The organism is Paenibacillus barengoltzii G22 (assembly GCF_000403375.2).
Lineage (GTDB): Bacteria > Bacillota > Bacilli > Paenibacillales > Paenibacillaceae > Fontibacillus > Fontibacillus barengoltzii.
Genome location: NZ_KE159655.1, coordinates 535,879 through 562,167, shown reverse-complemented (window position 1 = coordinate 562,167; position 26,289 = coordinate 535,879). Strand labels below are relative to the sequence as shown.

The window sequence follows — 26,289 nt, the reverse complement described above, 5'->3', positions numbered from 1 at the left end:
TATCATTAACATAGCATTGTAAAATCCTAGTGGATGTGAGAAATAATACGAAAAAGTGGAAGTGAACAAGGATGATGCCCGCCCCGGAAGCAGGAGACGAATATGATCAGCAGCCGGTAAGATCAGATGAAATTTCTTTAAACGAGGGCTGTTTCCGCTTGGCAACCATCAGCATCGGAATGGCGATCGCCAGACTGACCACAACGGGAACAATAGAGGCTTCAAGGCCAAACGTTCCCCCAGTGAGAAGTGCGGCACCTTCTGCTTTCACCGTAAACAGACCGGATGTTGAGTGCCCAGAAACAGGAATACCAAGCAAGCCCTCGACGGCATTCCAGCCGAAATGCAGTCCCATGACAAACCACAGGTTCCGCCGCCATATAAATGCCGCTCCAAGCAGAACGCCCGCCTCAATGGAAATAGCGAACGCACTCCATAGTGTTGCCCCTGTATTCCCAAGATGGGCTACTCCGAAGAAGAGTGAGGTTACAGCGAGTGCGAGCCAGGGCCCGGCCAATTTCGTAATAGCTTGAAACATAAGCCCGCGAAAGATGAGCTCCTCTACAAAGGCTGCGCCTAAAGCTGAGGTAATGGAGGATGCCAGAATGGAGCTTGTATCTGCAGAGCTCGCCCATTGAAAGGTGTACCCTCCCGCAACAACAATTATCAAAATGGACACTAGGATAAAGAGTACCCCTGTTACAAGCCCCATCCCAGCTTCAATACCTGCGCGTTGTTTTGTTATTTCAGGAGTTGGACGGTTAGCAAGGTATTTCATTGTCAGCCTATATACGAGAATAGCAATCGAACCTTCCACGAATGTAATCGCAAGGGAAGCGACTTCTCCTGCCTGATAGGCCAAGGGTCGAAGTAGGGAATCGATCAAAATGATGCCCAAAGCCCCCGCCAACATCCATGTGATAGGAAAACGTGAGAACTTGCTGTTCATGGTTGTTTCATCCCCTTTTTTTGCTCGTTTATTACGAGTGTAGGCTGAAAAAGTCATAAACCATAGTGCGCTATAGTCATTAAAAAGTCATATGATCCCTGAATCTCGGGCTTTACGGGCGGCCTCTTGCCGTCCTCCCACATTCAGCTTCGAATAGATCGTTGAGATGTAATTTTTAACGGTTCCCTCGCTAAGATGCAGGGCCTCGGCAATGTCTTGATTACGCATGCCTGAAGCCAGCTTATGCAGCACTTCAATTTCGCGAGCGCTAAGTCCGTATTCGTTAATTTTTGGGGCAGGGCTGAGGTTCAAATTTTTGATCATTTTACTGGCCATCTCCTGCGTGATTAATGTTCCTCCCGCATGAACGACACGTATGCCCGCAGCTAGTTCCTTGGGATGAATCGCTTTGAGCAAATAGCCCTCCGCGCCATGGCTTAATGCCGTCAACACATATTCCACTTCCCGGTAAGAGGTGAGGATAATGACTTTGGTTGCAGGTGTTCGCTCTTTAATCTTTGCTGTTGCAGCGACGCCGTCCATGACTGGCATATTGATATCCATCAGTACAATATCCGGCTGTAACTGCTCGCAGGATTTGACGGCTTCTTCGCCATTTTTGGCTAACCCGACAATTTCAAAATCCTCTTCCATCGACAGCACGATATGGAGACTCTCAAGAATTAATTCCTGATCATCCGCAATCAGCATTTTAATTTTGGACATGCAGGATTACTCCTTTCAGAGGAAATTGACAGCTGACCTCGGTAACCGGGTCCGTTCCGGCTTCAGATGATACAGACAGGGTTCCTCCCAAATGCTCAACCCGTTGTTTCATAGCAGTCAAGCCAAAGCCATATTCCAGCCGATTAATCGGCTTGCCGTTATTTCGGATGAATAGATGCACGTGGGTCTCAGAAAACCGAAGCTCCAGATGCAGTTGAGTTGCTTTTCCATGTTTTAATGCGTTTGTAAAAGATTCTTGTATGACTCGCAGAATGGTCTGACGCGCTTGGAAACGCAACGCTGGCTCAGTTCCTGACAGGTTTAAAGCCACATCAGTTCCTGTATGTACCCGGAAATTGAACGCAAGTGTCTCAATCTGTTGGTAAAGATTTGATTCTCCTTCGTCGCCCATCTCATGGACGATGCTTCTCATTTCGTTCAGATTGCGCTCAGCTAATTCTCTTAAGCGATTTAACCGATCCTTGACTTCGGCCGGCTTGTGATCCAACAGGGCAATGGCAGCATCGAGGCTCATAATAAGCGATATAAAAGAGTGCCCAAGCGTATCGTGAAGCTCCTTGGACAAGCGCTGGCGTTCTTCAAGTAAAGTCATCTTCTCAACTTCCGCAGCGTAGTGGGTTAACAGCTTATTTTGCTGCCCCACTTCAGCTACCAGTTTATTTTTCTGATCGTACGCATTGGCTACGGAGCTTGCCCATACCCCGATAAAGCAAAAGATCAGGTTATCTGTTCCGATACCGAGGGTCTGCTCCCAAGACAATTTGAAGTGAGATTGAAAGGTAAAAGGAATCAAAGCAGCGATAGGAATGATCCAGAGTGTGTATCGAGTGCACAAATACCCCATTGCAAGACTCGGCAACAAATAGTCTGCCTTGGATGCCAAATCAGGATGGAACACCGAGTTCACATAATAAGAGCCGCCTAGCAGCAGTTCCATGATGCAGAACCAGGTTTTGTTCATCCGCCGCCCAGGGAACCAGAATAGGATAGGGACGATAAACGCTGCCAGCAACCAGATCATGTATAACGATGTGCGGGTTGAGGGCATGCCGTCCATGAAAAGTTGGGACAACAGCAAAATATAATGGTATGAACGAAGAGCGAATATGCCCCAATCCATGAAAGGTAGAATTTTTTTCATCATGATCTCCGAGCTTCCATTCCGATAAAGATCTTCAGAACTTCAGTTTTATACATTATACGATTTTATGGTGCAAAGACAATTGAAAAATCGGGGGTTCGTTCTACTTAAAGTTTTCTTTACATTTCGTAAATGTGGGAATTAACCATGCTAAATTAGAATTAATCCATTTGAGGGAGTCAGGGCTCATTCACAGTTGAAAACATGACAGGAATCACTTAGATCGTATCTGTGAAGGATGCCTGGCAGGGGTGTCCTTAGGTTCTAAACTCCAGGAAATTAAAGCGTACTTAAACCATGACATCAAGATTGTAGTCAATGGAACTGCTGTGCAACTTACCAATCAAAATGGAAAGCAAGTCGTTCCAATCTCTTACGATAATACAACTTATTTGCCCGTTCGTGCGGTATCAGAAGCTCTAGGCGTTGCGGTCAGCTTCGATGCAGCAACGAATACTGTCAACTTAGGAGAAAAAGTTGAAGGAACATCCATTGCCAAAGGCTTCGATGATATGTACCATACGAAAGACCCTCAATATACAACTTATCAAGGCAAAGATTACAAAGAGGTATATTATAATTCAGCTTCCGGCGATCGTAGCAGCAGCTTTATGCTGTATCCCAAGAAGCAATATCAAAAGCTCTATCTTCAAATTGCAGCCATCGGGGAAAACATTGAAAAGTTTGAAATTAAAGATGCTGAAGGTTCAACGGTACTGAAAACTGTCGATGTCATTAAACCGGAAGATGGACTTGTGACGATCGAGGTTGATATTAGCGGTTTCAACTCCCTATATGTTAATGGGAATGCGAAAAATGGAGGAGCTGTCTTTGTCCCGTTGACTACTTCGTATTATCGCTGATTATATAAACACATAAGCAAAGCAAGAGGCTCTCGCAAATCGAGAGCCTTTTAATATTATCATGCTCACCCAAATTGCCCTCGCATCTCACCTGATGGTAAAATATTGGGAAATGATAGGAGGAGACGGACCTCCATTTGAGGGGGAAAAGATGAGTAAACCTGAAAAGAACGTCGCATTGGTATGCGGGCCTGATTGCGATATGGAAGTCCAATCCATTCGAGCCACGCTGGAGTATTTTGGTGCAAGAGTGTTTACTTATTGGGTCGGCAGACCAAGTGACCTGACAGATATCCTATCCGGCAGGGATCTATATCCGAATACGGACACGATCATTCTTAGCTTCCATGGCGACGAAGGCCAACTGATCATGCCAGAGCTGGAAGAAAGCATCTACGAACCGGAGGAACCTAAGGGGAACTTTGGGCCGGAGGAGATCAGACGATTTGCCAAGCTGGCAGGGAAAACGGTCATCGGCACCGGGTGCTCAGTTGGAGCATTTGAGACGGCACAAGCATTCCTTGACAGTGGCTGCGAATTCTATATTGGACCTAATGACTATCCAGATGGAAATGATGCGCTCATGTTTGTCCTGAGGTTCTTTTACGAGCTTATACAGAATAGACGCGGCGTTAAGGATGCTTTCCATCATGCGAAGTCTCTAGGCGAGCAAATGGATATGTTTCAGCTATATGAGAACACGCAACGGGGCAATTGAAAGCGAATAAAAGACAAAGGTTATTTTGATGTTTCAAAAAAAGGATGCGGATGATGTGAACAAAACCGATCGAATGCTGGCCATCGTGATTGAGTTGCAGCGTAAAGGTGTACTGCGCGCCGAGGATTTGGCCGCCAAGTTCGAGACGAGTGTCCGCACGATATACCGTGACATCCAAGCGCTAAGCGAAGCGGGGGTTCCGGTGGCGGGGGCACCGGGAGTTGGTTACTCCTTAATGGATGGATACTTTCTCCCTCCGGTTAGCTTCACATCGGAGGAAGCGGTGGCGCTGCTTATCGGAGCGGATTTCGTCAACATGAGGTTGGACGCGGAGTACGGGGCGAAGGCGCGCAGTGCGCAGGAGAAGATCGAGGCGATTTTGCCGGAGAACGTATTCGAGGAGACCGAGCGGATTCGATCGACAATTCGACTGCTGAATGAACATGGAACGAAAACGCGCGGGCAGGAAAAAGAGACGTTCGAACAGTTACGCCAAGCGGTTCTGCGGAAGCGGAAGGTTCGGTTTGGCTACTCCAAAAAATGGCCGGATCCGGATGGAGATCGTCATAGCGTGCGGACGGTGCATCCTTATGGGCTCGTTTTTTCTCAAGGGGTGTGGATGCTTGTTGCGTTCTGCGAACTGAGGCAAGACATCAGGCACTTTCGGCTGTCTCGTATGAGCGAGCTTGTTGTACTGGAAGAGTCGTTCAACATCGTGCCGGGCTTTAGCTTTCAGGATCACCGATCTGTAGACGATCGGAATGTGACCGTCCGCATGTGGGTCGATCATGCCATTGCAGACCGGGTTCAGGAATCAGACAATTTCTATATGGAGTCGTTCGAACTGGGGGAGGAAGGCGGGTTGGCGACGTTCCGCGTTCGGCGGGTGGAGGACCTTCTTCCATGGACGCTTGGATGGGGAGCGGCGGTACGTGTACTGGAGCCGGAATCGTTGCGTGCCCAAGTTCGAGAGGAAATCCAAAAAATGCTGGAACACTACTGACAAACTGTTGTCAGTAGTGTTTAGGTATGCTGAATCTAACTTGAACAGGAAGGGGTTGGGTTCAGTAATGGATACGAAAGAAATATTGGGTAAATTCGAGGAGACCGTCACCACTTATATACGCGAATTGGATGGTGTAAGTCTGGATCAACTGCTATGGAAGCCGGCGGAGGACGAATGGTCACTGGGACAGATGTACATGCATTTAATCCGCTCTGCACAGTGGCAGTTGAGGAATGTCGCACTATGCCTTGAACCGGGCGGCGGCACGGAAGTCTCACGGGAGGGGAAGACGCAGCTGGGTGAGAAGCTGTTCACAATGGGGAGCTTTCCGCCAGATCGAGTCCGAGTTCCCCCGTCCCCACAATACACACCGCCGCAACCGGAAAGCAAAGAACAGCTTGTGGGTGGAATGCAGGATACATTACGCAAGATGAGCGAGATCGAGCCTGAGATTGCATTGGTGTTCGATCCGATTACCGAGGGCCGATCAGAATCGAGTAAAGAGATCGCTCGAAATACAGTTTCCCATCCGCAATTCGGCGGATTAAATGCGTTGGAATGGCTCCACCTGATCGAAATGCACTATCGCCACCATTTGCTTCAGAAGCAGCGTCTGGACAAGGCTTGGAGGGAAGCGCAGGGGTAGGTTGACCAGAGAGTTTTCTTGATGATGATCACGGTAGCGAGCGTGAGGCCATCCTATGAAGGATGGCCTTTAGTATGTTCTTGTGAACGGTACGGATAGCTGTATCATAGGTATTGTAAGGTCTTGGGAGGAGTTCGTATGTTCAAGATTGCCATTAAGCTGGTTACTTTTTTGCGTCTGCATGAAGATAAGCGAGGAGAAATTTTAGATTTACTTGTGCATCTATTCACAATAGAGAAAATTTTGCCGATACTTTAAATATAAGAGTATGGAATTCAAGGATTCATCTTTGATCTGATCCAATTTGTTGCGGGGACTTATGTAGCAGGATGATCAGAGCGAGATTACCCGTGCAGATTGAACGGGTTATTGTTAATTTTCAAGATTATGAAGCCAAGTATGACCGGATTCGAGCAGGAGCTAGCAGGTTTACACATCAAGATCGGATATCGTGAATAAAGATTAAGGTTCGTTTACCTCAGTCCACAATCGATAGATTGTGGTTTTTCTACTAAATCTCAGGTCGAATATCTTGGCAACACACAAGGGCATCAAAGGAAATACATATATATGCAAAGGGTGTGTGGTAAGATGCTAGACAAATTTCTAAGTCCATTTACCTCAATCATTACGAGGCTCAAATATGGACAAAAATTCATGCTGATCAGTTTGTTATTTCTGATTCCGATTGCTATCCTTCTAGCTATCTGGATCTCAACGCAGCAAAATGATTTGAAAACGATGAAGAATGAGCGAATTGGCTTGGAGCAAGTCGAAGACTTGATGCCTTTCATCCTGAGGGTTCAAGAGCATCGCGGACTTGTAAACGGGTACCTGAACGGAAATAAAGAAGCCAAGGCTCAAATTGCGGCGAAGCAACAAGAGATCTCTCAATTGATTGAAGAAATGGACCATCATTTTCTTGAGCATGGTCTTCCCCAATCCTATGAAAAATGGAATTCTCTCAAAAAAGAATGGGAAGTCCTGCTCAGCTCTTATGAAGGCTTAAAGGCAACCGAGAGTTTTGATCGTCATTCTGATCTGGTGTCCTTGGCTAAAGAGCTGATCGTTCTCAGTGGCGGATGAGTCGAGCCTATCTCTGGATAATGAGATTAACTCCTATTACTTGATGAAAATGACCGTCGAGGAACTGCCTCAATTAATTGAGAGTGCAGCGGTCTTCCGGGGACAGGGAAACGGGGTTCTCGTCACAGGAAAACTGTCGAATGATATGGCAGTTCAGTTGCAAGTAGAAGTTTCAATGAGTGAGGTAGAACTCGACAATCTGAACAAGTCGCTGGCCAAAATTTACGAGTTGAACAACACCATGAATGAGGAACTCCTTAAGAAAGGGGAACAGACTGTACAGAACCTTCAGCAATTTCTCGGCTTGCTGGATGAAGAAATTTTAAACCCTAAAGGAATGAGCATGGATGCTAATGTGTTCTTTGATGAAGGGACGACGGCCATTAAATCAGCGGGTGAGCTATTCGAGTTAGCCGCTATCGAATTGGATGATAAGCTTCAGGGACGTATCCATGATATTACGACGATGCGAAATATTTTCTTATTAATTACGGCTGTGGTACTGCTGTTGGTGTTCCAATTCTATGCAGCCTTCTATAGAAGCGTGATCGAAACCGTTCGTACTTTAAAACAGCGTGCCGAAGCCATGGCCCAGGGCGATTTCTCTCAAGATATTGTCTTGCATACGAAGGATGAGCTGCAGCTTGTCGGGATTGCCTTTAATGAAATGCAAAGATCGATGAATCGGGTGCTAAGCAATAGTCAACAAATTGCGGCAACCACATTCCAAGCTTCCCTGAAACTCACTGAAATCTCCAATGAATCTACCATGGCTATGCAGCAGGTTGCTGTTGCGGTACAGGAAGTGTCGGAAGGGACAACGTCACAGAAGAGAACAACCGCAGAAACGTCGGCCACCATGAATGAGATGGCGATTGGTGTTCAGCGAGTTGCTGAAGCTGCATCCGAGGTTGCCATGATCGCAATGAAAGCGAATGATCACGCAGATCATGGGAATCAGCAGTTGGTGGAGACCGTAAATCAAATGACAAGCATTAAGAAGACGCAGCTCGAGTCCTCCCAGATTGTAACGAAGCTCGATGAGCATTCCGCGCAGATCGAACAAATCATTCAAGTCATTATGGATATTGCGAATCAAACCAAGCTGCTTGCGCTGAATGCCAATATCGAAGCAGCGCGCGCAGGGGAACATGGTCGTGGTTTTGCTGTTGTTGCACAAGAGGTTGGAAAGCTCGCTGAAGAAACATCCAAATCCGGGGAGACCATTTCGGAACTGTTAAATGTTATACGATCCCTTGTTGGAGATACCGTAACTGCCATGAGTTCGATGCAGACCGAGACGAATGCGGGGATGGATTCCATTGAACGATCTCAAGCGGCCATCGATCGAATTCTGAATGAGGTCAAGCTCGTCAGCGAACGGATTCAGGAAGTATCTGCTACCTCTGAAGAAATGTCGGCCGAGATGGAGGAAGTAACCGCCTCTATTGCGGAGATCTCTGATATTTCTCATCAGACTTCGGATGAAGCGGAGAACATGGCGGCAGCTGCAGAAGAGCAACTGGCCTCTATGGAGCAAATTCAAAGCTCTGCCGAGGAGTTGAGGGATATGTCCCGGAAATTGCAAGAAGATTTAAGTAAATTTATATTGCGAGAAGATACTGCAGTCTGACAAGGCCTCGCTATGTTGAAAAAAGCCGGTAAAAGATGCAACTCCCATGTTTACCGGCTATTTTTCAAATCAGGTTCATCTCACGCACATCAGTCTTGACAAAAAAAGGGTAAAGATTTATGTTCTATTTTGTAATGACCATTTCAAAATGACGCAGGGAGGTGAGCATTTGCGCCCCAAAGAGTTTAATCCAGACGAGATCGTGGATGCTGCCATGCATGTGTTTTGGGAACGCGGCTATGCGGCGACCTCTATTCAAGACTTAGTCGAAGGCACAGAACTCGGTCGAAGCAGTATTTACAATGCCTTTGGCAGTAAGCATGAACTGTATGAGCAATCGCTGCGCCGATACCAGGAGTTGAAGGCAGAGAAAATTGCGGTGTTATCTGGACCTGGTTCAGTTAAAGCGCGCGTTAGAGCTTTGCTGATGGAAGTGGTGAATGAAGAACTCAGCGATGATAAAGGGCTTGGGTGCATGACCGCCAGCGCAGCTCTTGAGCTTGCAAGCCATGATGCGGAAGTGGCTGCCATTGTGACGCAAAATTTAAAATCCTTTGAATCAACCATCTATGAGACCTTGTTATATGCCCAAGAGAGCGGAGAAATTGCTGCAGACAAGGATGTTCGCGCACTGTCTCGCTTTATCCTCAATGCAATTCAAGGGATGCGAGTGTTAAGTAAAGGGTATCTTGGGCAGGATCGGCGGCAAATTTTGCTCGATGTTGTGGAGGTCACTCTCCAGGTACTTTAATAATGGCTAACATCGCACCGCTCTAAATTTATCTTGAAAAAAACCTGCAGTACACCTTGCAGGAATTTTTTTGCAGAATATTGTAATGAACGTTCCAAAAAAGAGGAGGTTATTCGAATGACAGCAGCAGAGACGAAATCAAATCCAAAAACGATCGCCGTACTTGGCACCGGCATTATTGGGGCACCCGTTGCGCGTAATCTGCAGAAGCAGGGCTTCTCTGTGCGTGTATGGAATCGGACACGTGCCAAAGCAGAGGCGCTTGCCGCATCCGGTTTGGATGTTTTTGACTCGCCACAGGAGGCAGTGGAAGGTGCGAATATAATTCTTACGCTGCTGAAGGATGGGGCGTCCGTGCTGGAAGTGATGAAAAGTGCAGCCTCCGGTTTATCCCAGGGAGCGATCTGGATTCAGATGAGTACAGTTGGCATCCAAGCGATCGAAGAATTGGCGAGCTTCGCGGAGCAACATGGACTCAGACTGTTTGATGCCCCCATCCAGGGCACTCGTCAACCGGCGGAACAGGGCCAACTTGTTATCATGGCGTCCGGGCCAACTCAAGATCGAGATACCGTGCAACCCGTGTTTGATGCAATTGGCAAACGGACCGTGTGGGTGTCGGAGAAGATTGGAGCGGCCAGCCGGCTCAAGCTTGCATTAAATAGCTGGGCGTTCGCACTGACACATGGTGTTGCGGAGAGCTTAGCTATCGCCAAGGGGCTGGGCGTTGATCCCGCGTTGGTGGTGGATGTGGTGAAGGGCGGACCGATGGATAGTGCATTTTTTCAGTCTAAAGCGGCTTTAATCCTTGCGAATGATTACCCTGTCAGCTTCTCGGTGGCGAATGCGCTCAAAGACGCCCAACTGGTGATGGAAGCTGTGGAGCAGGCGGATCTCACTGCAGAAGTTGCCGCTGCCGGGCTGCAAAGATTCCGGCGGGCGCTCGAAGCGGGGCATCAGGACAAAGATATGGCTGCATCCGGATTGGTGTGAGAAGAACGATAACGCTATGAATAAAGTTAAAAATATTGAATCTACACCAACAGGCATTCACTTTCAGGATGCACCTGCATCAGTTGGACTTCCCGTTTGGCGACTTCTTGCGTTCACTATGGCTGGTTTTATCGCCATATTAACAGAGACGATGCCGGCAGGGTTGCTGCCGCAAATCTCCAAGGATTTTGGCATCTCCGAAGCGATGGCGGGCCAGCTTGTATCGCTATATGCCTTTGGCTCGGTGGTGGCGGCCATTCCGCTGATCGCTGCAACGCGTGGATGGCGCAGGAAACATGTATTATTGTTGGCAGTCGGCGGCTTGTTTCTTTTTAACACGGTAACCGCGTTGTCTACCAACTATTACTTGACCTTGGGTGCTCGATTCGTTGCAGGTATGGCGGCAGCATTGACCTGGGGACTGCTAGCCGGTTATGCGAGAAGAATGGTGCCATATCATCTGCAGGGGCGTGCACTCGCGATTGTGGGCGTGGGTCAGCCTATTGCCTTATCTCTAGGTGTACCGCTGGGCACCTGGCTTGGCACTTTGCTTGATTGGCAGGGGATCTTTGGAATGATCTCCATCCTTGCGCTGGCTCTCATCGTGTGGATCCTTGCCGCAGTGCCGGATTATCCAGGCCAAAGACATGATCAACGGCAGCCTATCCCCGAAGTTTTCCTAATTCCTGGGGTTCGCTCGGTACTATTCGTCGTTTTTGTATGGATTTTGGCTCACAACATCCTCTATACCTACATCGCGCCATTTATGGCTCACATCGGGCTTGCGAATCGTCTGGACCTCATTCTGCTGATCTTTGGCTGCTCATCCATCGTTGGGATTTGGATCACAGGTCAATTTATAGACGTCCGGCTTCGTTTCCTGACACTGATCAGCTTGGCTTTGTTCGTATTGGGTTCCATCGCACTTGGGCTGGTTAGCGAAATCCATGCGATCACCTATCTGTGTGTTTCGATTTGGGGATTGACCTTCGGAGGTGCACCCACATTGCTGCAGACGGCTATCGCGGATGCGGCAGGCGAGGGAGCGGATGTGGCACAATCGATGCTGGTGACCGTCTTTAACCTGGCCGTTGCTGGAGGGGGCGTCGTTGGCGGACTGTTGTTGGATTCCACCGGGGCGGGATCTTTTGCTTGGGCCGTTGCACTTCTTGGACTGATCATCTGGTTTACGGTATGGAGAGGCAAGACTTACGCATTTAAGGCGGAGCGCCGTTCGCGCGGATAGACGTAGAGGCCGTGTCTAGCTTAATATCACGCTTGCAACCTGAGGTTGCGCTGGGATGTAACCAATCCGTTCTTTTACATTAGAGATGGCATCACTTAAAATGAGCTTATCAATTTCAGGAAGGCTGTGTTGTGATGATCTTTAGTGAGAAGTTAAAAGCGGAGCGAATGAAAAAGGGCTGGACTCAAGACGAATTAGCCGAGAAGTTGTTTGTCAGTCGCCAGTCAGTCTCCAAATGGGAGAAAGGGCTGAATTATCCGAGCATTGAAACCCTTTTGAAGATAAGCGACTTGTTTGATATTAGTCTTGATGAGTTATTAAAAAGTGATGAGGAGCTGACAAAAAAGGTGATCAAAGAAAGTAAACAGTTGGCTCATCCGAAACTAAAATTTTTCTTTGATGTTCTATTTTTGGCAGCTCTTGTTCTGCTACTTATTAAGATCGGTGTCCTCATTCTGAACAAAGTATTCTCGCTCGATATTGACCTGCTTGGCGGCAAATTCCTATGGAATTTTGGCCCACTGGTGCTGATGATTGTCTCCGGAATCGGGTCGGGTATTCTTAAGGAACGATACAAGCAAGATTGACATAAAAAGACGCAGCTCAATCTTGGGATGGGGAACGGGAAGTTGCTGGAGATAGACTTTCATTGGTTGACATATCAACCTAATCGCTTAGGGAAGTTTGTTTCATCAATCCATAAAAAAGGAGAGAGTCGTTATGCATAATAAACCGGTTGCCTTGGTCACGGGGGCAAATAAAGGCATTGGACTTCAAATCGCCAAAGACCTTGCAGCGCACGGATTTACTGTACTCGTCGGGTCACGCAATCTTGAGAATGGGGTAACTGCAGCGAAGAGCATTGGGGAGAGCGCACATGCCATCGAGCTTGACGTTACGAACCAGGACACTATCAACGCTGCGGCAGAACGTATTCGGAACGAATTTGGTCGACTCGATGTACTTGTCAATAATGCGGGTATCTCCCATGCCGGTAAGCCGGGCAGATCGCTCGAGGAGGTGGTGAAGGATAGCCTTCCGAGTGTTGCCAAGCTCGATGAAGTGCGCGCCGTATTCGAGACGAATGTGTTTGGCGTGATCGCTGTTACCCAAGCGATGCTGCCGCTCCTCCGTGAAGCGCCGGCAGGCCGCATTGTTAACGTATCGAGCGAATCCGGGTCATTAACGATGAACTCCGATCCGAATTTTCCGCATCGCTCGGTGTTCACCGCATCTTACAGCCCGTCCAAAGCGGCTCTTAATGCGATAACCCTTGCCTTTGCCATCGAACTTGAGTCGTCCGGCATCAAGGTGAATGCGGCGTGCCCGGGCTTCACCGGAACGGATTTTAATAACTACGCGGGGACGCGAACCGTTGAACAGGCCGCACGTGAACCGGTGCGTCTGGCGCTCCTGGACGAGAATGGCCCAATGGGCACGTTCTCCAACGAGTTTGGTCCGCTTCCGTGGTAATAGACAGATTCAAAATGAAGAGGGGGAGCAGGGCGCGTCGGAGGTAACGTTTTGGGCTGATCTTGGTGGTATAATTTAATACGGCCCCCGAATCTTCTCGGGGGCTTTATTTTTGTGCAATCTGTTTTGTTTGTCGTTACACTTCTTGATATTTATTTACCGCCTGCATGCGGTTCTTGACATTCATCTTGGAATAGACGATGGAAACATAATTTTTCACAGTTCCCTCTGAGTAATGCATTTGGGTTGCAATTTCTTTATAGGTTAGGCCCTTTGATAAGTAATTTAAAATCCCGAGGTATACCGAGTTTACTCAGCCGTATTTTTTATTCAGAGGGTTGCTGCAAGAAAGACTCAGCTGGTATGTTAAACCTTATTTTGCGATCCCTCTAACCTCCATGATATTTGCGCTCATGCATGTGTCTCAGGGATCTGTGCAAATCGTGTCGATCGATTTGATATCGGTGTTCTTAGATAGTCTTGTATTTGGGATCATATACTATCAAACCCGAAATGTCTGGGTCTCCTGGCTTGCCCACTTTGCAGCTAACCTGCTGGCTTACTTTTATATTGCTAATGGGCTCTTCTTCTAATTAGCAGCGACAGGAGGCGTCAATCTTGAAGATCCCTGTACACGAATATACCCGCTCGTTCTTGGTGGCCGAGCATTCTGCGTCAACTGATCGGATCCTTGGGTTGAGACAGCAATTCTCATTCGTTTGAAACCCTTAATCGGGACCATGCCGTTCTGTTGAACCGGCTGTATCCCCTCCTGCAATTCTTACACAAGATGGCTTACGCAGTAGAGATGTGTGTGCTACACTAGACGGGACAAAATGATACAACAGGAGGGGTTTATCATCACCGCATCAAGACCCAACGTTCTCCGAACAAACCGCTCTTATCGCCGGTTATGGTTTGCACGGATCTTTACAACGACGTCCTTTCAGATGCTTACCGTTGCCATCAGCTGGCAAATGTATATATTAACCCATGATGCCTTTAAGTTAGGGCTGGTGGGTCTGGCTGAATTTATTCCGATGCTGCTGCTTACCTTAATCGCCGGTCAAGTGGCGGATCGATTTGAACGCCGCAAAATCATCTTTATTTGCCAGCTTGTAGAATGCGCTGTGGTGGCGCTGTTGCTTGTGTTAACGCTAGGCGGCTGGATTCAAGGTCATCATATCCTGATTGCCGCTGCGATTCTTGGAGCTTCGAGGTCTTTTGAGAACCCGACAAACTCGGCGATGGTGCCGGATCTCGTAGACAAGGAAGAGCTCCCTCAAGCTGCAGCTTGGTCGGCCTCGGCAGGGCAAACGGCCTCGATCATCGGCCCCGCCCTTGGCGGATTGTTGCTGACCTTCGGTCCATCGGTCGTGAACACCACATCCATTGCGGCTTTGTTGATTTCGGCCTTTTTGATTCTTTCCATCCAAGTCAAGCGTGCCGTACGGAAGTTGGAAACCATCAGTATGGATTCGCTGCTGAACGGTCTGCGCTTTGTCTTCAAGCGCAAAGTTATTCTAGGCACGATTTCACTGGATTTGTTCGCTGTCTTGCTCGGCGGGGCTACGGCATTGTTGCCTATCTTCGCTGAAGATGTCCTGCATACGGGGTCATGGGGACTCGGGCTGCTCCGGACAGCTCCGGCAGTTGGCGCATTGCTGATGTCGCTGGTTCTGACCCGTTATTCAATCCAAAATTCGATCAGCAAGTATTTGTTTATCTCGCTGGCGATCTTTGGCTTGTCTACCGTGCTGTTCGCCGTCTCTAAAAATCTCGTATTATCTCTGGTCGCCCTGTTCCTAATCGGCGCCTCAGATGTGGTCAGTGTCGTCATTCGTTCTACGCTGGTTCAGCTAAATACGCCGCGTGAAATGCAAGGGCGTGTCAATGCGGTCAACATGCTGTTTATCGGCACATCGAACCAACTCGGTGAATTCGAATCCGGCACGATGGCCAATTGGTTTGGTGCCGTGGTTGCCACCGTTATTGGGGGAATCGGGACACTGGTTGTGGCTGTACTCTGGATGTATCTGTTCCCGGTATTGCGGAATATGAAAACTTATTATGATACCAGTTATGAAAGGGAAGAGCCGGAGAACGGAACTCCTGAGCTGCGAAGTACACCTATACAGCAAAAATAAAGAGGATCTGACGTTAGCGGGTACCCTGCAAGGGACACTGAAATCATGGTGTCTCGTGCAGGGTCTTCTTTTTGACTTGAAATATGTCAATGACTTTAAATCTTCAATCCTAGCATATTTCAATAAAGCGTAATGGCAATAATTTCATGCGAAATTCCTTATCTCAATATCATTGAATGTGTCAGTGACATATTGTATGGTTATGTCAGCTTAAGCTAACGGATTGGTAGAGCACGCGCGGTTTACCAACTAAAAAATAATAAAGGAATGTCCGGACATGAGTTCTGAAAGCACTTCCAAAAGAGAGAAACAACAGCTGTATTTGCAAGTCGCGGAGAAGGTATTGGAAATCATCGAGACCCGGGGGCTTCAAGCGCATGATCCTGTACCCTCTGAGGGTGAACTGGCCAAGTTGTTTGGCGTCAGCCGAATGACGAGTAAATTGGCCTTGGAACAACTTGCAGAACAGGGCATAGTCTACCGCTTGCCGAGAAGAGGAACGTTCCTTTCCGGTGATCGACATGAAAGACGTCGTGAGCCATTACAGGAACCGGTACAACGGTTACCCGAAAAGAAGGCAAGTAAACAAATTGCACTGATCATTCCGCATATGTCCGACTATACATCCAGAATCATTTCGGCTGTTGAGCACGAGTTACGCAAACATCAGTTTGAGCTCATTTTAAAAATTAGCAGCGACCAAGACGACCAAGACCGATGCTTACGGGAGCTTGTGGCTGCAGGAATCAGCGGAATCATCTTATTTCCGTGGGGAAGTCGAACCTGCAGTGATCAAGTGCTTCGATTAAAAACGGAACAAATTCCAAGTGTGATCATCGACCGGATTTTTCGTGAGATTCCGTTTGATTGCGTCTATCACGACCATTTTCAAGGCTCCTATGAAATGGCGCAGTATTTGATTGCGAAGGGTCATCGGGACATTGGGTATTCGTCTAACATTTTTGAGAACATCACAAGTCGAGAGGAAAGATATCAGGGGTACATTCAAGCTTTGCTTGATCATGGGATTCCGGTAAAGAGCGAATATATTCATTTTAGAACGGAACGCTGTGAACCGGGCCGCTTTCATGAGTATGATGCCGAACAAGGGGAATTTATTAGAAGCAATCCGCAAATGACGGCGATCATGTGTGCGGATGACCAAGTGGCGATTTCTACATTGTTTTCTGCACTTCATATGAACATATCCGTCCCGGAGAAGTTGTCTATTGTTGGTTTTTCGAATACTTATCTTTCAGCATTAACGCCCATCCCATTAACTACGGTTCGTCAAGATACAGATCGGCTTGCTGCGGCAGCCGTAGACCTGCTCATGAAGCGTATCCATCATTCGAAGGAACAACATCTCACGATCAAAATACAAACGAACATTGTTGAAAGGAAATCAGTATTCGATCGAAGTCATTTATTATCACTTGATAAGGAGAGAGTATAAGATGTCGAAAATGATGAAAGCGTTGGCAATGGTGGTGCTTAGTTGTTTAGTCATCACGGCCTGCGGAAGTAATAATAGTGGAAATGCCGGCGGAAACTCGGCGGAATCCGGCGAAAATTCGGGGAGCCAGGTCAAAAATGAAAAATTGATCGTATACACCAACTCGAATTCGGACGGCCGCGGCGAGTGGTGGACGGAGCAAGCGAAAAAAGCGGGATTTGATATTGAAATCGTGGGTGCAGGCGGTGCGGATTTAACCAATCGCTTGATTGCAGAGAAGAATAACCCGATTGCTGACGTGGTATTCGGCTTAAATAATATTTTCTATGAAAATCTGAAGAAAGAGGAAGTTCTAACGAAATACGTCCCGCAGTGGGCTTCGCAAGTTGACGAGGGCTTAAACGATCTGGAAGGCTACTATCATGGCCTCGTAAAACAAGCGATTCTGATTGGCTATAATGCGGACATGTATACCCCGGAGACGGCTCCGAAAGATTGGACAGACTTATATACCAACGAAGCGTTTAAAGGGAAGTATGAGGCGCCAACACGACTTGATAGAGCTACCATGCGTCTGGTTGTCGCAGGGATTTTGTCGCCCCATCAAGACGCCAATGGAGACCTGGGCATTTCTGATGCGGGTTGGGACGCGTTAAAGCAACTCTACGATAATGGGCTTCCGGTCATTGAAGGCGAGGAGCTGTATGCGAATATGGCCAGCGGAAAAGTTCCCATCGGAACGATCGTATCCGGCGAACGCGCCAAGCGAGAACAAGAATACGGCGTCAAAACAGGTTATGTAATTCCTGAAATTGGTGTCCCTATGGTTGTCGAACATATCGCCATTGTTAATGGCACGAAGAAGCAGGATACGGCAGAACGGTTTGTGGAGTGGTTTGGCAGCGCTGAAATGCAAGGAGCCTTTGCGAAGGAATTTAATGCGATGCCTGTTATCGCAGAAGCAGCCGAACAAGCTCCGGATTCAGCTAAAGCTATGTTTGCCGAGTTGAAGGCGCAGCCGTTGGATTGGAGCTTCATTGCAGAACATCTCGATGCCTGGGCAGAGAAAATTGAATTGCAAATCATGAACTAAACAGCATGGATGGGGAACTGCATAGCGCTAGTTCAGGCTATGCAGTTCTTTCTTATAACAACCTAAATAGAAAAGGTGAACGTGATGATCACATTTCAGGATATACAAATTCATTTTGGAGATTTCCATGCCATTAAGAACTTTAATCTGAAAATCAACGAGGGGGAATTTTTCACCTTTTTAGGCCCTTCAGGCTGTGGTAAAACCACCATTCTTCGAAGTCTTGCAGGTTTCATCACCCCATCTGGAGGCAGAATTCTATTAAACGACAAAGATATTACACATGCTCCGATTGAAAAACGCGGAATCGGTATGGTGTTCCAAAGTTATGCGTTATTTCCGACGATGACGGTATACGAAAATATTGCATTCGGCAAGCGCGTCAAGAAAGCATCAAAAGCCGAAATCGACCAGGAGGTCCGAGACATTGCGCGTAAGGTCGACTTAAAGGAAGAACAATTGCATAAGCGTGTATCGGATTTGTCGGGCGGGCAGCAACAGCGTGTAGCTATTGCCAGAGCGCTCGTATTAAAACCGTCGATTTTGGCCTTGGATGAGCCGTTATCGAATCTGGATGCGAAGCTGCGCGTTCAGCTCAGAAATGAATTGAAGGAATTGCAGAAGCAGTTTGGGATCACGACCATCTATGTCACGCACGACCAAGAAGAAGCCTTAACGTTATCTGATCGTATTGCGGTATTTAACAACGGTAACCTTGAACAAGTGGGTACACCATATGAAATCTACAATGCTTCGAAAACGGAGTTTGTATGTAATTTCATCGGTGACATTAATCAGATCGATTCGGCATTGATCGCCAACAGTCCATTGAAAAATGTGGTTCAAGCCGGTAAGATCGCCTATATTCGCAATGAAAAAGTAAACTTAACTCCGTTGCCTGACGGTGAGGTGATCCGCCTGAAGGCCAAGGTTGTGGATCGGGAGTTTTACGGACTATATAGCAAGTATGTATTAGAAATGCCCGGCGGCAGTCTGTTGAAGACCATTGAGAAGGAAAATGGGGCTGTAGGGCTTGAGGTCGGGACCGAAGCGGATGTGTATATTAGACCAGCGGATATCATGCAATATGATCGGACGGAGGGAGCGAATTGAACGCACAGACCCTAAAGAACAAATTTGCCTCCCTGAATTATGGGCAGCTGCTGCTGTACGTCCTGCTGGCCTGGTTCATTATCGCTTTTCTCATTTACCCGAACCTAAACATATATTATGAGATTTTCTTCAAGAATGGGAGCTTCTCGCTGGATGCCGTCAACAAGCTCTTGTCATCGAAACGTGCCATGTCCAGCTTGTCCAACAGCTTTGTGTTAGCCGTATCTCTAGTGTTTACGGTAAATATCGTAGGAATTACGTTAGTCCTTCTCACAGAGTACTTTAAAATCAAGGGTGCGAACATTTTAAAGCTGGGTTTCTTTACAACCTTGCTGTATCACGGTGTGGTCGTAGCATCTAGTTACAAGTTTGCATATGGTGAAAATGGCTTTATTACGCGCGTGTTAGCCAGCATTTTCCCCTCCTTTAATACCGATTGGTTCCACGGATACTGGGCCGTACTCTTTGTAATGACATTTGCGTGTACCTCCAATCACATCTTGTTTTTGGGAAACGCGATTCGTAAAGTGGACTTCCAAACCATTGAAGCAGCAAGAAGTATGGGAGCGTCGACCTTTTATATTTTATGGCGGGTTGTCCTTCCGGTGTTGAAACCCACGATCTTTGCTTTGACGATCTTAACCTTCTTGACGGGTCTTGGGGCGATGTCGGCCCCGTTGATTCTGGGGGGGACGGAGTTTCAAACGATTACGCCCATGATCTTGACGTTCTCGAAGAGCTCCACTTCCAAGGATCTGGCTGCTCTGCTCGCCCTTGTGCTTGGTCTGGCTACGATCATTTTGCTGTCGATCATGATTCGCTTTGAGAAACAAGGTAACTATATGTCTGTTTCCAAAGTCAAATCTGTCTTGGTGAAGCAAAAGATTAACAACAAGGTCGCGAATGTGATCACGCATATGATTGGATATGTCTTGTTTGTTATTTACTTGATTCCTGTAACGCTGATCGTGATTTTCTCCTTTACAGATTCGCAGAGTATTGCGACAGCGACGCTCAGCTTGGACAGCTTCACCTTGGAGAACTACGGCCGATTATTTACCACCATGAGTGCATTCAAGCCTTACTTGGTAAGTATTCTGTATGCTGCGGCAGCGTCCTTTTCGGTTGTGGCCCTGGCTCTGTTTGCATCTCGAATCTTGCACAGACACAAGAATAGTAAACTGGCAGCAGCTCTGGAATATTCCTTGCTGATTCCATGGGTTCTGCCATCCACGCTGATTGCAATCGGCTTGGTGGTTACTTATAATGTTCCGCGTTTAGTGACGGGGAATACGGTGCTTACGGGGACGCTTTGGATGCTATTGATTGGTTATATCATTATTCATATCCCGTTTACCATGCGAATGGTCAAAGCGTCTTTCTTCAGCTTGGACAGTAATCTGGAGGATGCCTCCAAGAACCTGGGAGCGAAGACGTTCTATACCTTTAGAAAGGTTCTGCTGCCAATCATTTTGCCGTCCACCCTTGCCGTGCTGGCGCTTAACTTTATTAAAATACTGGATGATTACGATTTAACTGTATTCTTATATCATCCTGTGTATCAGACGCTGGGGCTTGTGATCAAAAGCAGTACAGACGCAGAAGCAGGGGTTGCGGCCCGTGCAATGTCACTGGTTTATTCCGTCGTGTTGATGATTATGTCGGGAATTACGATGTACTTTGTTTACGGTAGAAGTAATAAAGATAATTAAGTATCACTAGAATCTATGTGGATGTTTCCAGAAGTGGAGGAACTCAATGTTGGCGAAAATTATGACATTTAACTTAAGATACAATGAACCATCCGACGGGGAAAATGCCTGGCCATTTCGTGTCAGCGCGGTTGCTGAAGTGATCAAACGTCACGATCCAGACCTCATTGGCATTCAAGAAGGTTTGCATGATATGCTTACGGATTTGGAGCCATTACTCCCGGAATACGCTTGGATCGGAGAAGGGCGAGAAGGCGGGAAGCAAGGCGAATATACTGCGATTTTTTACAAAAAGAACAAGTGGAGTGCAGGGAGTGCGGGGCATTTCAGCTTGTCGGAAACTCCGGAACAGCTTGGGACGAAGAGCTGGAATACTTCAAACACGCGCATGTGCACTTGGGTGACATTTAAGTCGCAAGCGGGCGCAGAATTTGCTGCGTTTAATACGCATTTAGATCATATCAGCGAAGAAGCACAACAGAAAGGCATGGAGTTAATTCGAGAACGGATGAAGCAATTTCGTGCGCAGACGGGGCTTCCGGTTGTGTTAACGGGCGACTTTAACGTTGAACCGGCAAACGCTGTGATTCAAGGACTGGAGCAGGAAGGATATCGAAATGCCTATTCCGTTGTTCTGCATCTGGAAAATAAGGAAGTGGGAGCGACGTTTCATAACTTTATAGGCGGAGAATCGGGAGAGCCGATTGATTATATCTTTGTATCCCCTGACTTGCAGATTCAGAACGTTACGGTGGATCGAGAGCTGTATGGAGGCCGATATCCTTCGGATCATTATCCCGTGATCGCCGAGGTGTCACCCGTGTAGTGACCATGACGAGTAGATAAGGGGATGTCTATGCAATGAAACTGATTGACGCGGGTTTGTGGAACATTTCCTATGTGGACTTATCGCTGCGAATCGTAATTTCGCTTCTGTTGGGCGGCTTGATTGGATTAGAACGGGAGTGGCATAACCATGCCGCCGGATTCCGTACACATATTCTCGTCTGCGTAGGGTCCACGATGATTATGCTGCTGTCCATCTATGGGTTTGGTGATTTCTCCAACGAATATAACGTCCGGATGGACCCGGCGCGGCTGGCGGCTCAAGTGGTGTCCGGCATCGGCTTCCTGGGGGCGGGGGCGATTATTCGCAACGGCTCCAGTATTTCAGGCTTAACGACGGCGGCCTCCATTTGGGTGGTGGCAGCGATTGGCTTATGCGTAGGGGCAGGGTTCTTCTTTGGCGCGGTGCTTGTGACGGTACTGGTTATTATTATACTGGTGCTGCTCAATAAGTTTGAGAAGAGCTTCCACAACAAACGCAGTCGAAATGAAGTCACCGTTCGGATCCTGAATAAGGAGGGCGGCGTCGCTAAGGTTGCGGAGTTGTTCGAGCAGGAGGGACTGCTCATTGTGAATATGTCTCTAGAGGCTCCGAACGATGATCAGGAAGATGAAGGTGAAAGCGTGCGAACGCTGCGAATCAAGCTGCATAAACCGCGCTCGAAGGATCTGCTTCGGGTCTTCGATAAGCTGCTTACCCTGGATTGCATCCATTCCTTTGAAACGGCTGAGGCGCTAAGGTCACATCCGGCGCATTCCAGTATATCCGGCACCAGAACGCTGTGAGCCTGAAAGTTTAGAGCTATCCCTCTTGGGGTAGCTCTATTTTACTATTTTCAATCGATGATTAATCGCCAAAGTTCACAAAGGATGCAGTATAATAGATAAATACATCTTAGGACCTCTAGAGGAGTGAACCCGCTTTGCCGATCCAATACCGATATGATGAAACGCTGACGGACCCCGCTCTCTTAGAAGGGGTATGGGATTTGCTGTGCCGTTACGATCATGCATTCGTCCCGCCCTTATCCGCGCGTGAGCACACTTATCAGTCCGATCTGACCGCTGGTGCAGCGGCAACGGCTTTACCCAAGCGATACTTTGATGAATTAAAGGAGCAGGCGTTCTTGCTGGTACTGGATCGAGAGCAAGTGATCGGATTTATGTCATTTCGCCCTCATTATGTGTTTGAACATGCGGACGAGCGCGTGGAGACGATCTATGTAACGACCGTCATTGTTGATGAAGCCTATCGCGGCCAGGGCATGACGACGCGCCTATATGGAGAGCTGGAAGCCATCGCTCAGCAGAAGAAGCGACCGATCATGACGAGAACTTGGTCAACGAATCACAGCCACATTCGAGTCTTGCACAAAATAGGGATGCGGGAAGTCCAACGTATTCAAGACGGACGGGGACCGGGGCTGGACACGGTCTATTATCGCAAGGATCTACAGGAGGGACCAACATCGTGAATAGCAGACGATCCATCTGGCAGAAGCTCCAGGCGTACAAGCTTCACAACAATGTGTATGTCGTTATTATGTTAGCTGTCAGCGTGGCGGGGTCCATCCTCATCTATGTTTCACCGCTGCGAGAGAGCCGTTTCGTCCCGGAGTTAGCGCTGGCTTGTGCCACTTCGCTGCTCGCCTCGATCTTCCAGCTCGTCTCGGATATTTATGTGAAATATAAAAACCTTGAAAACGACAAGCTCCTCGAAGGGATTCACGAGTTCGGCATCAATGATCTTCATTTTAATAAGCAGCAGCTGTTGGAGCATCTGTTGAAATCATGCGACAGGGAAGTCTGGGTCTCCGGCTACCGATTAATTCTGACGAGTAAAATTGCCCCCAGCCTATCGCAGGCGATCAAACAAGGCGCTAATCTGAAGCTGCTGATCTCCCCTCCTTGGATGGACGGGTTCAAATTAGTCTATGGTGAGAGTGACCGCGTCATCGACAATTACTGCAAAGTGTTCAGCGCGATCGCCAAAGCTTGCCGGGAGGCGGGTCGTCCGGTTGAGGAAGTATGCGAGGTGCGGTTTACGCAGAAGCCTTTATTTAGCGATACATACAAAGTCGATTTACATATTGTGACCGGCCCTTATATGCATAATCGGGATGAAGATGATCATCGGATTACAGCCAACGACTTCTTCACTTACAATCTCATCAAGAAAAGCCGGCTCTACAATCTGGTGGAGAACGAATATATGACCCTTTGGGAAGAAGCAGACAGCGTGTTGGTATGGGAGGCGTATGCGAAGGCCTCCGAACAAATTCGAATCCAAGACTTACGGGAGAAAGAGAAGATTGAGCTCATGCAGGAGGCGAGCCAGCCGCTCAATCACATAGTCCCTATCCCCCTCTCGGTCTAAATCTGATGGTGGTAAATGAAACTCAATGTCGGAGAACTTCTTTTCGTAAAAGACGAACTCCTATCTCCTTCTCGTCTCCAATGACCGATGAGTTATGCAGTTGAATTACGTCTAAATAGAGGAGTAGCAGGAATACTAGTCGTGAGGGGCTGAGGAACATGGAGACATCGGGATGGGTGAACCCAATTACCGAAATCACTTTGTTTGTTGCAGATTTACAGCGGTCGAAGGCGTTTTATCAAGAGGCGTTTCAGCTGGCGATTCATTATGAAGACGCGGATTGTGTGGTATTTGATTATGGCAACACCTGCATCAATCTCTTAAACCAACAGAATGCCTCTGAATTGATTGAGCCGGTTCAGGTGGCTCGGATAGGAGGGGGGGCGCGATTTCTGTTGACGATCCAAGTGCCGGACGTTGACCGGGTTTCTACTCAACTCGAACAGCAGGGTGTAAAATTGCTCAATGGTCCGATCACACGTCCCTGGGGGCGGCGGACAGCTTGTTTTGCCGACCCGGACGGTTACGTGTGGGAAATCGCCCAGTTGCTTTAAACTTCCCCTTCATCCCCACATGGCAGATGTTGCTTCCCGTGTGGGGATGATCATGTCCTTGGGAAGTTCTGAGTTAATGGATTCCCTTCATAAACCCTTGAATTTTCGAAGAGAGGGCGAGGAGAAGGATGCCGAGGACAATCGCGATTCCTCCAATGACCCCAAAGTACGCCATTTCGGTGGCCGGCGAATAGAATTTCACCACTTGCGCATTAATCGCTTGGGCCGCCGCACTGGCCAAGAACCATAAGCTCATGGTCTGGGAAGAGAAGGCAGAAGGCGCTAATTTGGTCGTCGCCGACAGCCCTACTGGAGACAAGCACAATTCTCCCAGCACCACGATGAAATAACTCAGCACGAGCCATAACGGATTCACCAAGGAGTCCTCGCCGCCAAAGTAAGCCGGCAACAGAATCACCAGGAAAGATAAGCCGGCGAACAATAAGCCCAACGCGAATTTCTTCGGAATCGAAGGTTGCCGCTTGCCCAGCTTGAGCCAGAACCAGGCAAAGACCGGGGCCAGTGTAATAATAAATAAAGGGTTTAAGGATTGGAACCAAGCCGGTGAAATATGAAATCCGGCATAATCCAACTGCGTCCGCTTATCAGCATAGTTCGCCAGGATCGTCGAGCCTTGTTCTTGAATCGCCCAGAACATGATCGCCGCAATAAACAGCGGAATATACGCGATTAATCTGGAGCGCTCCACCTTGCTTGTGCGTGGACTGCGGTACATGACCACAAAATAGGCAGTAGGGATCAAGAGCCCCAGGATGCCAACGATCACGATAAACGATTCGAAGGTTAGCCAACCCAGCGGGATGGTAATAGCGACAATCACCGCAAGAAGCAATACACCGAGGCCGATTTGCAGGAACACTTTCTTGCGTTCCGCCGGTGAAAGCGGGCTAGGTACAATCGTCCCGGCGAGGCCGAGATTTTTTTTACGCGTGAAGGCAAAAATAGCAAGCCCCAGGAACATCCCCACGGCGGCAATGCCGAAGCCCAGGTGGAAATTGTAATCCAGGCCGACGGTGCCTACGATTAGCGGAGCGATAAACGCCCCCAGGTTGATCCCCATATAGAAGATGCTAAATCCTGCATCCCGGCGCGGGTCATGTTCACTGTAAAGCTCCCCGACCACACTCGATACGTTAGGCTTCAGTAGGCCTGTCCCCAAGACGATAAGCACCATGGATACAAAGAACAACGGGACGCTTCCCGGGATCGCCAAGGCGATGTGTCCCAGCATAATGAGGATGCCGCCGTAAAATATGGCTCTCGACTCCCCGAAGATCCGATCCGCGAACCAACCGCCAATAATACCGGACATGTACACCAGGGAGCCGTAGATGGACATAATGGCAAGGGCCACGCTTTCCTCCATGCCAAGTCCGCCTCGACTTAATTCGTAATACATGTAGTAGGTTAGAATGGCTTTCATGCCATAATAGGAAAATCGCTCCCAAAACTCTGTGAAGAACAAAGTGAACAATCCCTTGGGATGTCCAAAAAATCCTCGTTGCGGAACACTCTCCACAACTTGCTGTTTGTTTAAATCTGTCATGCTGTCATTTCCTCCCTAAGCGGCAATCACTATATAAGAATACCCCGAATCAGCCATTTTCAACTGGATACGGAAAATATAGTATATCATAAGATGGCAGACCTTAACTGTAAGATAGGTTTCATCTTGACCAGATCATTGGAGCCTAAAGAAGCAAATGTTGAAAAAAATC

At 47.9% G+C, this 26,289-nt stretch carries 27 protein-coding genes; 22 read left to right on the top strand and 5 right to left on the bottom strand.

All coding sequences use genetic code 11. The annotated features are described in order from the left end of the window. Nucleotides 1–106: 106 nt before the first annotated feature. The 3 genes from C812_RS20315 to C812_RS20305 form a co-directional block, all read right to left on the bottom strand. The gene (locus C812_RS20315; RefSeq protein WP_016314529.1) at nt 107–949 is read right to left on the bottom strand and encodes a CPBP family intramembrane glutamic endopeptidase; all 843 of its coding nucleotides are present in this window, start codon (nt 947–949) and stop codon (nt 107–109) included. Between the two features lie 87 nt (nt 950–1,036). Then, nucleotides 1,037–1,675, bottom strand: a complete 639-nt coding sequence (locus C812_RS20310; protein WP_016314528.1) for a response regulator transcription factor — start codon at nt 1,673–1,675, stop codon at nt 1,037–1,039. Then, the gene (locus C812_RS20305; RefSeq protein WP_244268371.1) at nt 1,662–2,840 is read right to left on the bottom strand and encodes a sensor histidine kinase; all 1,179 of its coding nucleotides are present in this window, start codon (nt 2,838–2,840) and stop codon (nt 1,662–1,664) included. The genes C812_RS20310 and C812_RS20305 overlap by 14 nt, the downstream gene beginning before the upstream one ends. Nucleotides 2,841–3,088: 248 nt before the next feature. Here C812_RS20305 and C812_RS20300 point away from each other — a divergent pair, with 248 nt between their 5' ends. From C812_RS20300 to C812_RS20250, 11 genes are all read left to right on the top strand, one after another. After that, nucleotides 3,089–3,700, top strand: a complete 612-nt coding sequence (locus C812_RS20300; RefSeq protein ID WP_016314526.1) for a stalk domain-containing protein — start codon at nt 3,089–3,091, stop codon at nt 3,698–3,700. A gap of 151 nt (nt 3,701–3,851) precedes the next feature. Then, complete coding sequence (locus C812_RS20295) at nt 3,852–4,418, top strand: hypothetical protein (RefSeq protein WP_016314525.1); 567 nt, start codon at nt 3,852–3,854, stop codon at nt 4,416–4,418. Between the two features lie 55 nt (nt 4,419–4,473). Continuing rightward, complete coding sequence (locus C812_RS20290; protein WP_036626198.1) at nt 4,474–5,421, top strand: helix-turn-helix transcriptional regulator; 948 nt, start codon at nt 4,474–4,476, stop codon at nt 5,419–5,421. Between the two features lie 67 nt (nt 5,422–5,488). Next, nucleotides 5,489–6,070, top strand: coding sequence for a DinB family protein (locus tag C812_RS20285; RefSeq protein WP_036626045.1), 582 nt, complete (start codon nt 5,489–5,491; stop codon nt 6,068–6,070). A 591-nt stretch (nt 6,071–6,661) separates the two neighbouring features. Beyond that, nucleotides 6,662–7,156, top strand: coding sequence for a hypothetical protein (locus tag C812_RS20280; protein ID WP_036626042.1), 495 nt, complete (start codon nt 6,662–6,664; stop codon nt 7,154–7,156). A 43-nt stretch (nt 7,157–7,199) separates the two neighbouring features. Next, nucleotides 7,200–8,789, top strand: a complete 1,590-nt coding sequence (locus C812_RS20275; RefSeq protein WP_167669348.1) for a methyl-accepting chemotaxis protein — start codon at nt 7,200–7,202, stop codon at nt 8,787–8,789. A gap of 46 nt (nt 8,790–8,835) precedes the next feature. After that, nucleotides 8,836–9,540: a TetR/AcrR family transcriptional regulator gene (locus C812_RS20270; RefSeq protein ID WP_232228305.1), complete on the top strand. Its 705-nt coding sequence runs from the start codon at nt 8,836–8,838 to the stop codon at nt 9,538–9,540. 117 nt (nt 9,541–9,657) lie between these two features. Beyond that, nucleotides 9,658–10,533, top strand: a complete 876-nt coding sequence (locus C812_RS20265; protein WP_016314518.1) for an NAD(P)-dependent oxidoreductase — start codon at nt 9,658–9,660, stop codon at nt 10,531–10,533. Nucleotides 10,534–10,549: 16 nt separating this feature from the next. After that, nucleotides 10,550–11,779 carry an MFS transporter gene (locus C812_RS20260; RefSeq protein WP_016314517.1) on the top strand — a complete coding sequence of 410 codons (1,230 nt, stop codon included), beginning with the start codon at nt 10,550–10,552 and terminating at the stop codon, nt 11,777–11,779. Between the two features lie 134 nt (nt 11,780–11,913). After that, nucleotides 11,914–12,366, top strand: coding sequence for a helix-turn-helix domain-containing protein (locus tag C812_RS20255; protein ID WP_016314516.1), 453 nt, complete (start codon nt 11,914–11,916; stop codon nt 12,364–12,366). Nucleotides 12,367–12,499: 133 nt separating this feature from the next. After that, on the top strand, nt 12,500–13,252 hold the full coding sequence (locus C812_RS20250) for an SDR family oxidoreductase (RefSeq protein ID WP_016314515.1): 753 nt from the start codon (nt 12,500–12,502) through the stop codon (nt 13,250–13,252). Nucleotides 13,253–13,388: 136 nt separating this feature from the next. On the opposite strand, the gene C812_RS23125 is transcribed toward C812_RS20250, so the two are convergent. Further along, nucleotides 13,389–13,544 carry a response regulator transcription factor gene (locus C812_RS23125; RefSeq protein ID WP_084628839.1) on the bottom strand — a complete coding sequence of 52 codons (156 nt, stop codon included), beginning with the start codon at nt 13,542–13,544 and terminating at the stop codon, nt 13,389–13,391. On the opposite strand from C812_RS23125, the gene C812_RS23120 reads away from it, so the two are divergent. The 11 genes from C812_RS23120 (at nt 13,543) to C812_RS20200 (ending at nt 24,550) form a co-directional block, all read left to right on the top strand. After that, complete coding sequence (locus C812_RS23120) at nt 13,543–13,845, top strand: CPBP family intramembrane glutamic endopeptidase (protein WP_084770891.1); 303 nt, start codon at nt 13,543–13,545, stop codon at nt 13,843–13,845. The genes C812_RS23125 and C812_RS23120 overlap by 2 nt on opposite strands. A 243-nt stretch (nt 13,846–14,088) precedes the next feature. Further along, nucleotides 14,089–15,399, top strand: coding sequence for an MFS transporter (locus C812_RS20245; RefSeq protein ID WP_084770890.1), 1,311 nt, complete (start codon nt 14,089–14,091; stop codon nt 15,397–15,399). 277 nt (nt 15,400–15,676) lie between these two features. Continuing rightward, complete coding sequence (locus C812_RS20240) at nt 15,677–16,855, top strand: GntR family transcriptional regulator (RefSeq protein WP_016314513.1); 1,179 nt, start codon at nt 15,677–15,679, stop codon at nt 16,853–16,855. Nucleotide 16,856: 1 nt separating this feature from the next. Beyond that, nucleotides 16,857–17,948 (top strand): extracellular solute-binding protein, encoded by a 1,092-nt coding sequence (locus C812_RS20235; protein ID WP_016314512.1) that lies wholly within the window; start codon nt 16,857–16,859, stop codon nt 17,946–17,948. A gap of 84 nt (nt 17,949–18,032) precedes the next feature. Then, entirely contained in the window at nt 18,033–19,061 is a 1,029-nt protein-coding gene (locus tag C812_RS20230) for an ABC transporter ATP-binding protein (RefSeq protein ID WP_016314511.1), read from the top strand. Then, a complete protein-coding gene (locus C812_RS20225; protein WP_016314510.1) occupies nt 19,058–20,773 on the top strand; it encodes an ABC transporter permease in 1,716 nt (571 codons plus the stop codon). Before C812_RS20230 ends, C812_RS20225 begins: the two co-directional genes overlap by 4 nt. 46 nt (nt 20,774–20,819) lie before the next feature. Continuing rightward, on the top strand, nt 20,820–21,599 hold the full coding sequence (locus tag C812_RS20220; RefSeq protein WP_016314509.1) for an endonuclease/exonuclease/phosphatase family protein: 780 nt from the start codon (nt 20,820–20,822) through the stop codon (nt 21,597–21,599). 35 nt (nt 21,600–21,634) lie between these two features. Beyond that, nucleotides 21,635–22,405: an MgtC/SapB family protein gene (locus tag C812_RS20215; RefSeq protein ID WP_016314508.1), complete on the top strand. Its 771-nt coding sequence runs from the start codon at nt 21,635–21,637 to the stop codon at nt 22,403–22,405. Between the two features lie 137 nt (nt 22,406–22,542). Further along, on the top strand, nt 22,543–23,094 hold the full coding sequence (locus C812_RS20210; RefSeq protein WP_016314507.1) for a GNAT family N-acetyltransferase: 552 nt from the start codon (nt 22,543–22,545) through the stop codon (nt 23,092–23,094). Then, entirely contained in the window at nt 23,091–23,996 is a 906-nt protein-coding gene (locus C812_RS20205) for a hypothetical protein (protein WP_016314506.1), read from the top strand. The genes C812_RS20210 and C812_RS20205 overlap by 4 nt, the downstream gene beginning before the upstream one ends. A gap of 158 nt (nt 23,997–24,154) precedes the next feature. Next, nucleotides 24,155–24,550: a VOC family protein gene (locus C812_RS20200; protein WP_016314505.1), complete on the top strand. Its 396-nt coding sequence runs from the start codon at nt 24,155–24,157 to the stop codon at nt 24,548–24,550. A 73-nt stretch (nt 24,551–24,623) separates the two neighbouring features. Here the strand turns inward: C812_RS20200 and C812_RS20195 are convergent, their stop codons facing one another. Continuing rightward, nucleotides 24,624–26,117 carry a peptide MFS transporter gene (locus tag C812_RS20195; protein WP_016314504.1) on the bottom strand — a complete coding sequence of 498 codons (1,494 nt, stop codon included), beginning with the start codon at nt 26,115–26,117 and terminating at the stop codon, nt 24,624–24,626. Between the last annotated feature and the right edge of the window lie 172 nt (nt 26,118–26,289).

Bases quoted from the DNA above. Each gene is read 5' to 3' on its own strand.
- C812_RS20260 (WP_016314517.1), top strand. From the start codon at position 10,550: ATGAATAAAGTTAAAAATATTGAATCTACACCAACAGGCATTCACTTT.
- C812_RS20220 (WP_016314509.1), top strand. From the start codon at position 20,820: ATGTTGGCGAAAATTATGACATTTAACTTAAGATACAATGAACCATCC.
- C812_RS20265 (WP_016314518.1), top strand. From the start codon at position 9,658: ATGACAGCAGCAGAGACGAAATCAAATCCAAAAACGATCGCCGTACTT.
- C812_RS20240 (WP_016314513.1), top strand. From the start codon at position 15,677: ATGAGTTCTGAAAGCACTTCCAAAAGAGAGAAACAACAGCTGTATTTG.
- C812_RS20305 (WP_244268371.1), bottom strand. From the start codon at position 2,840: ATGATGAAAAAAATTCTACCTTTCATGGATTGGGGCATATTCGCTCTT.
- C812_RS20250 (WP_016314515.1), top strand. From the start codon at position 12,500: ATGCATAATAAACCGGTTGCCTTGGTCACGGGGGCAAATAAAGGCATT.
- C812_RS20235 (WP_016314512.1), top strand. From the start codon at position 16,857: ATGTCGAAAATGATGAAAGCGTTGGCAATGGTGGTGCTTAGTTGTTTA.
- C812_RS20295 (WP_016314525.1), top strand. From the start codon at position 3,852: ATGAGTAAACCTGAAAAGAACGTCGCATTGGTATGCGGGCCTGATTGC.
- C812_RS20255 (WP_016314516.1), top strand. From the start codon at position 11,914: ATGATCTTTAGTGAGAAGTTAAAAGCGGAGCGAATGAAAAAGGGCTGG.
- C812_RS20245 (WP_084770890.1), top strand. From the start codon at position 14,089: ATGATACAACAGGAGGGGTTTATCATCACCGCATCAAGACCCAACGTT.
- C812_RS20275 (WP_167669348.1), top strand. From the start codon at position 7,200: ATGAAAATGACCGTCGAGGAACTGCCTCAATTAATTGAGAGTGCAGCG.
- C812_RS20285 (WP_036626045.1), top strand. From the start codon at position 5,489: ATGGATACGAAAGAAATATTGGGTAAATTCGAGGAGACCGTCACCACT.
- C812_RS20195 (WP_016314504.1), bottom strand. From the start codon at position 26,117: ATGACAGATTTAAACAAACAGCAAGTTGTGGAGAGTGTTCCGCAACGA.
- C812_RS20315 (WP_016314529.1), bottom strand. From the start codon at position 949: ATGAACAGCAAGTTCTCACGTTTTCCTATCACATGGATGTTGGCGGGG.
- C812_RS20310 (WP_016314528.1), bottom strand. From the start codon at position 1,675: ATGTCCAAAATTAAAATGCTGATTGCGGATGATCAGGAATTAATTCTT.
- C812_RS20270 (WP_232228305.1), top strand. From the start codon at position 8,836: ATGTTTACCGGCTATTTTTCAAATCAGGTTCATCTCACGCACATCAGT.
- C812_RS20215 (WP_016314508.1), top strand. From the start codon at position 21,635: ATGAAACTGATTGACGCGGGTTTGTGGAACATTTCCTATGTGGACTTA.
- C812_RS20200 (WP_016314505.1), top strand. From the start codon at position 24,155: ATGGAGACATCGGGATGGGTGAACCCAATTACCGAAATCACTTTGTTT.
- C812_RS20280 (WP_036626042.1), top strand. From the start codon at position 6,662: ATGCTAGACAAATTTCTAAGTCCATTTACCTCAATCATTACGAGGCTC.
- C812_RS20230 (WP_016314511.1), top strand. From the start codon at position 18,033: ATGATCACATTTCAGGATATACAAATTCATTTTGGAGATTTCCATGCC.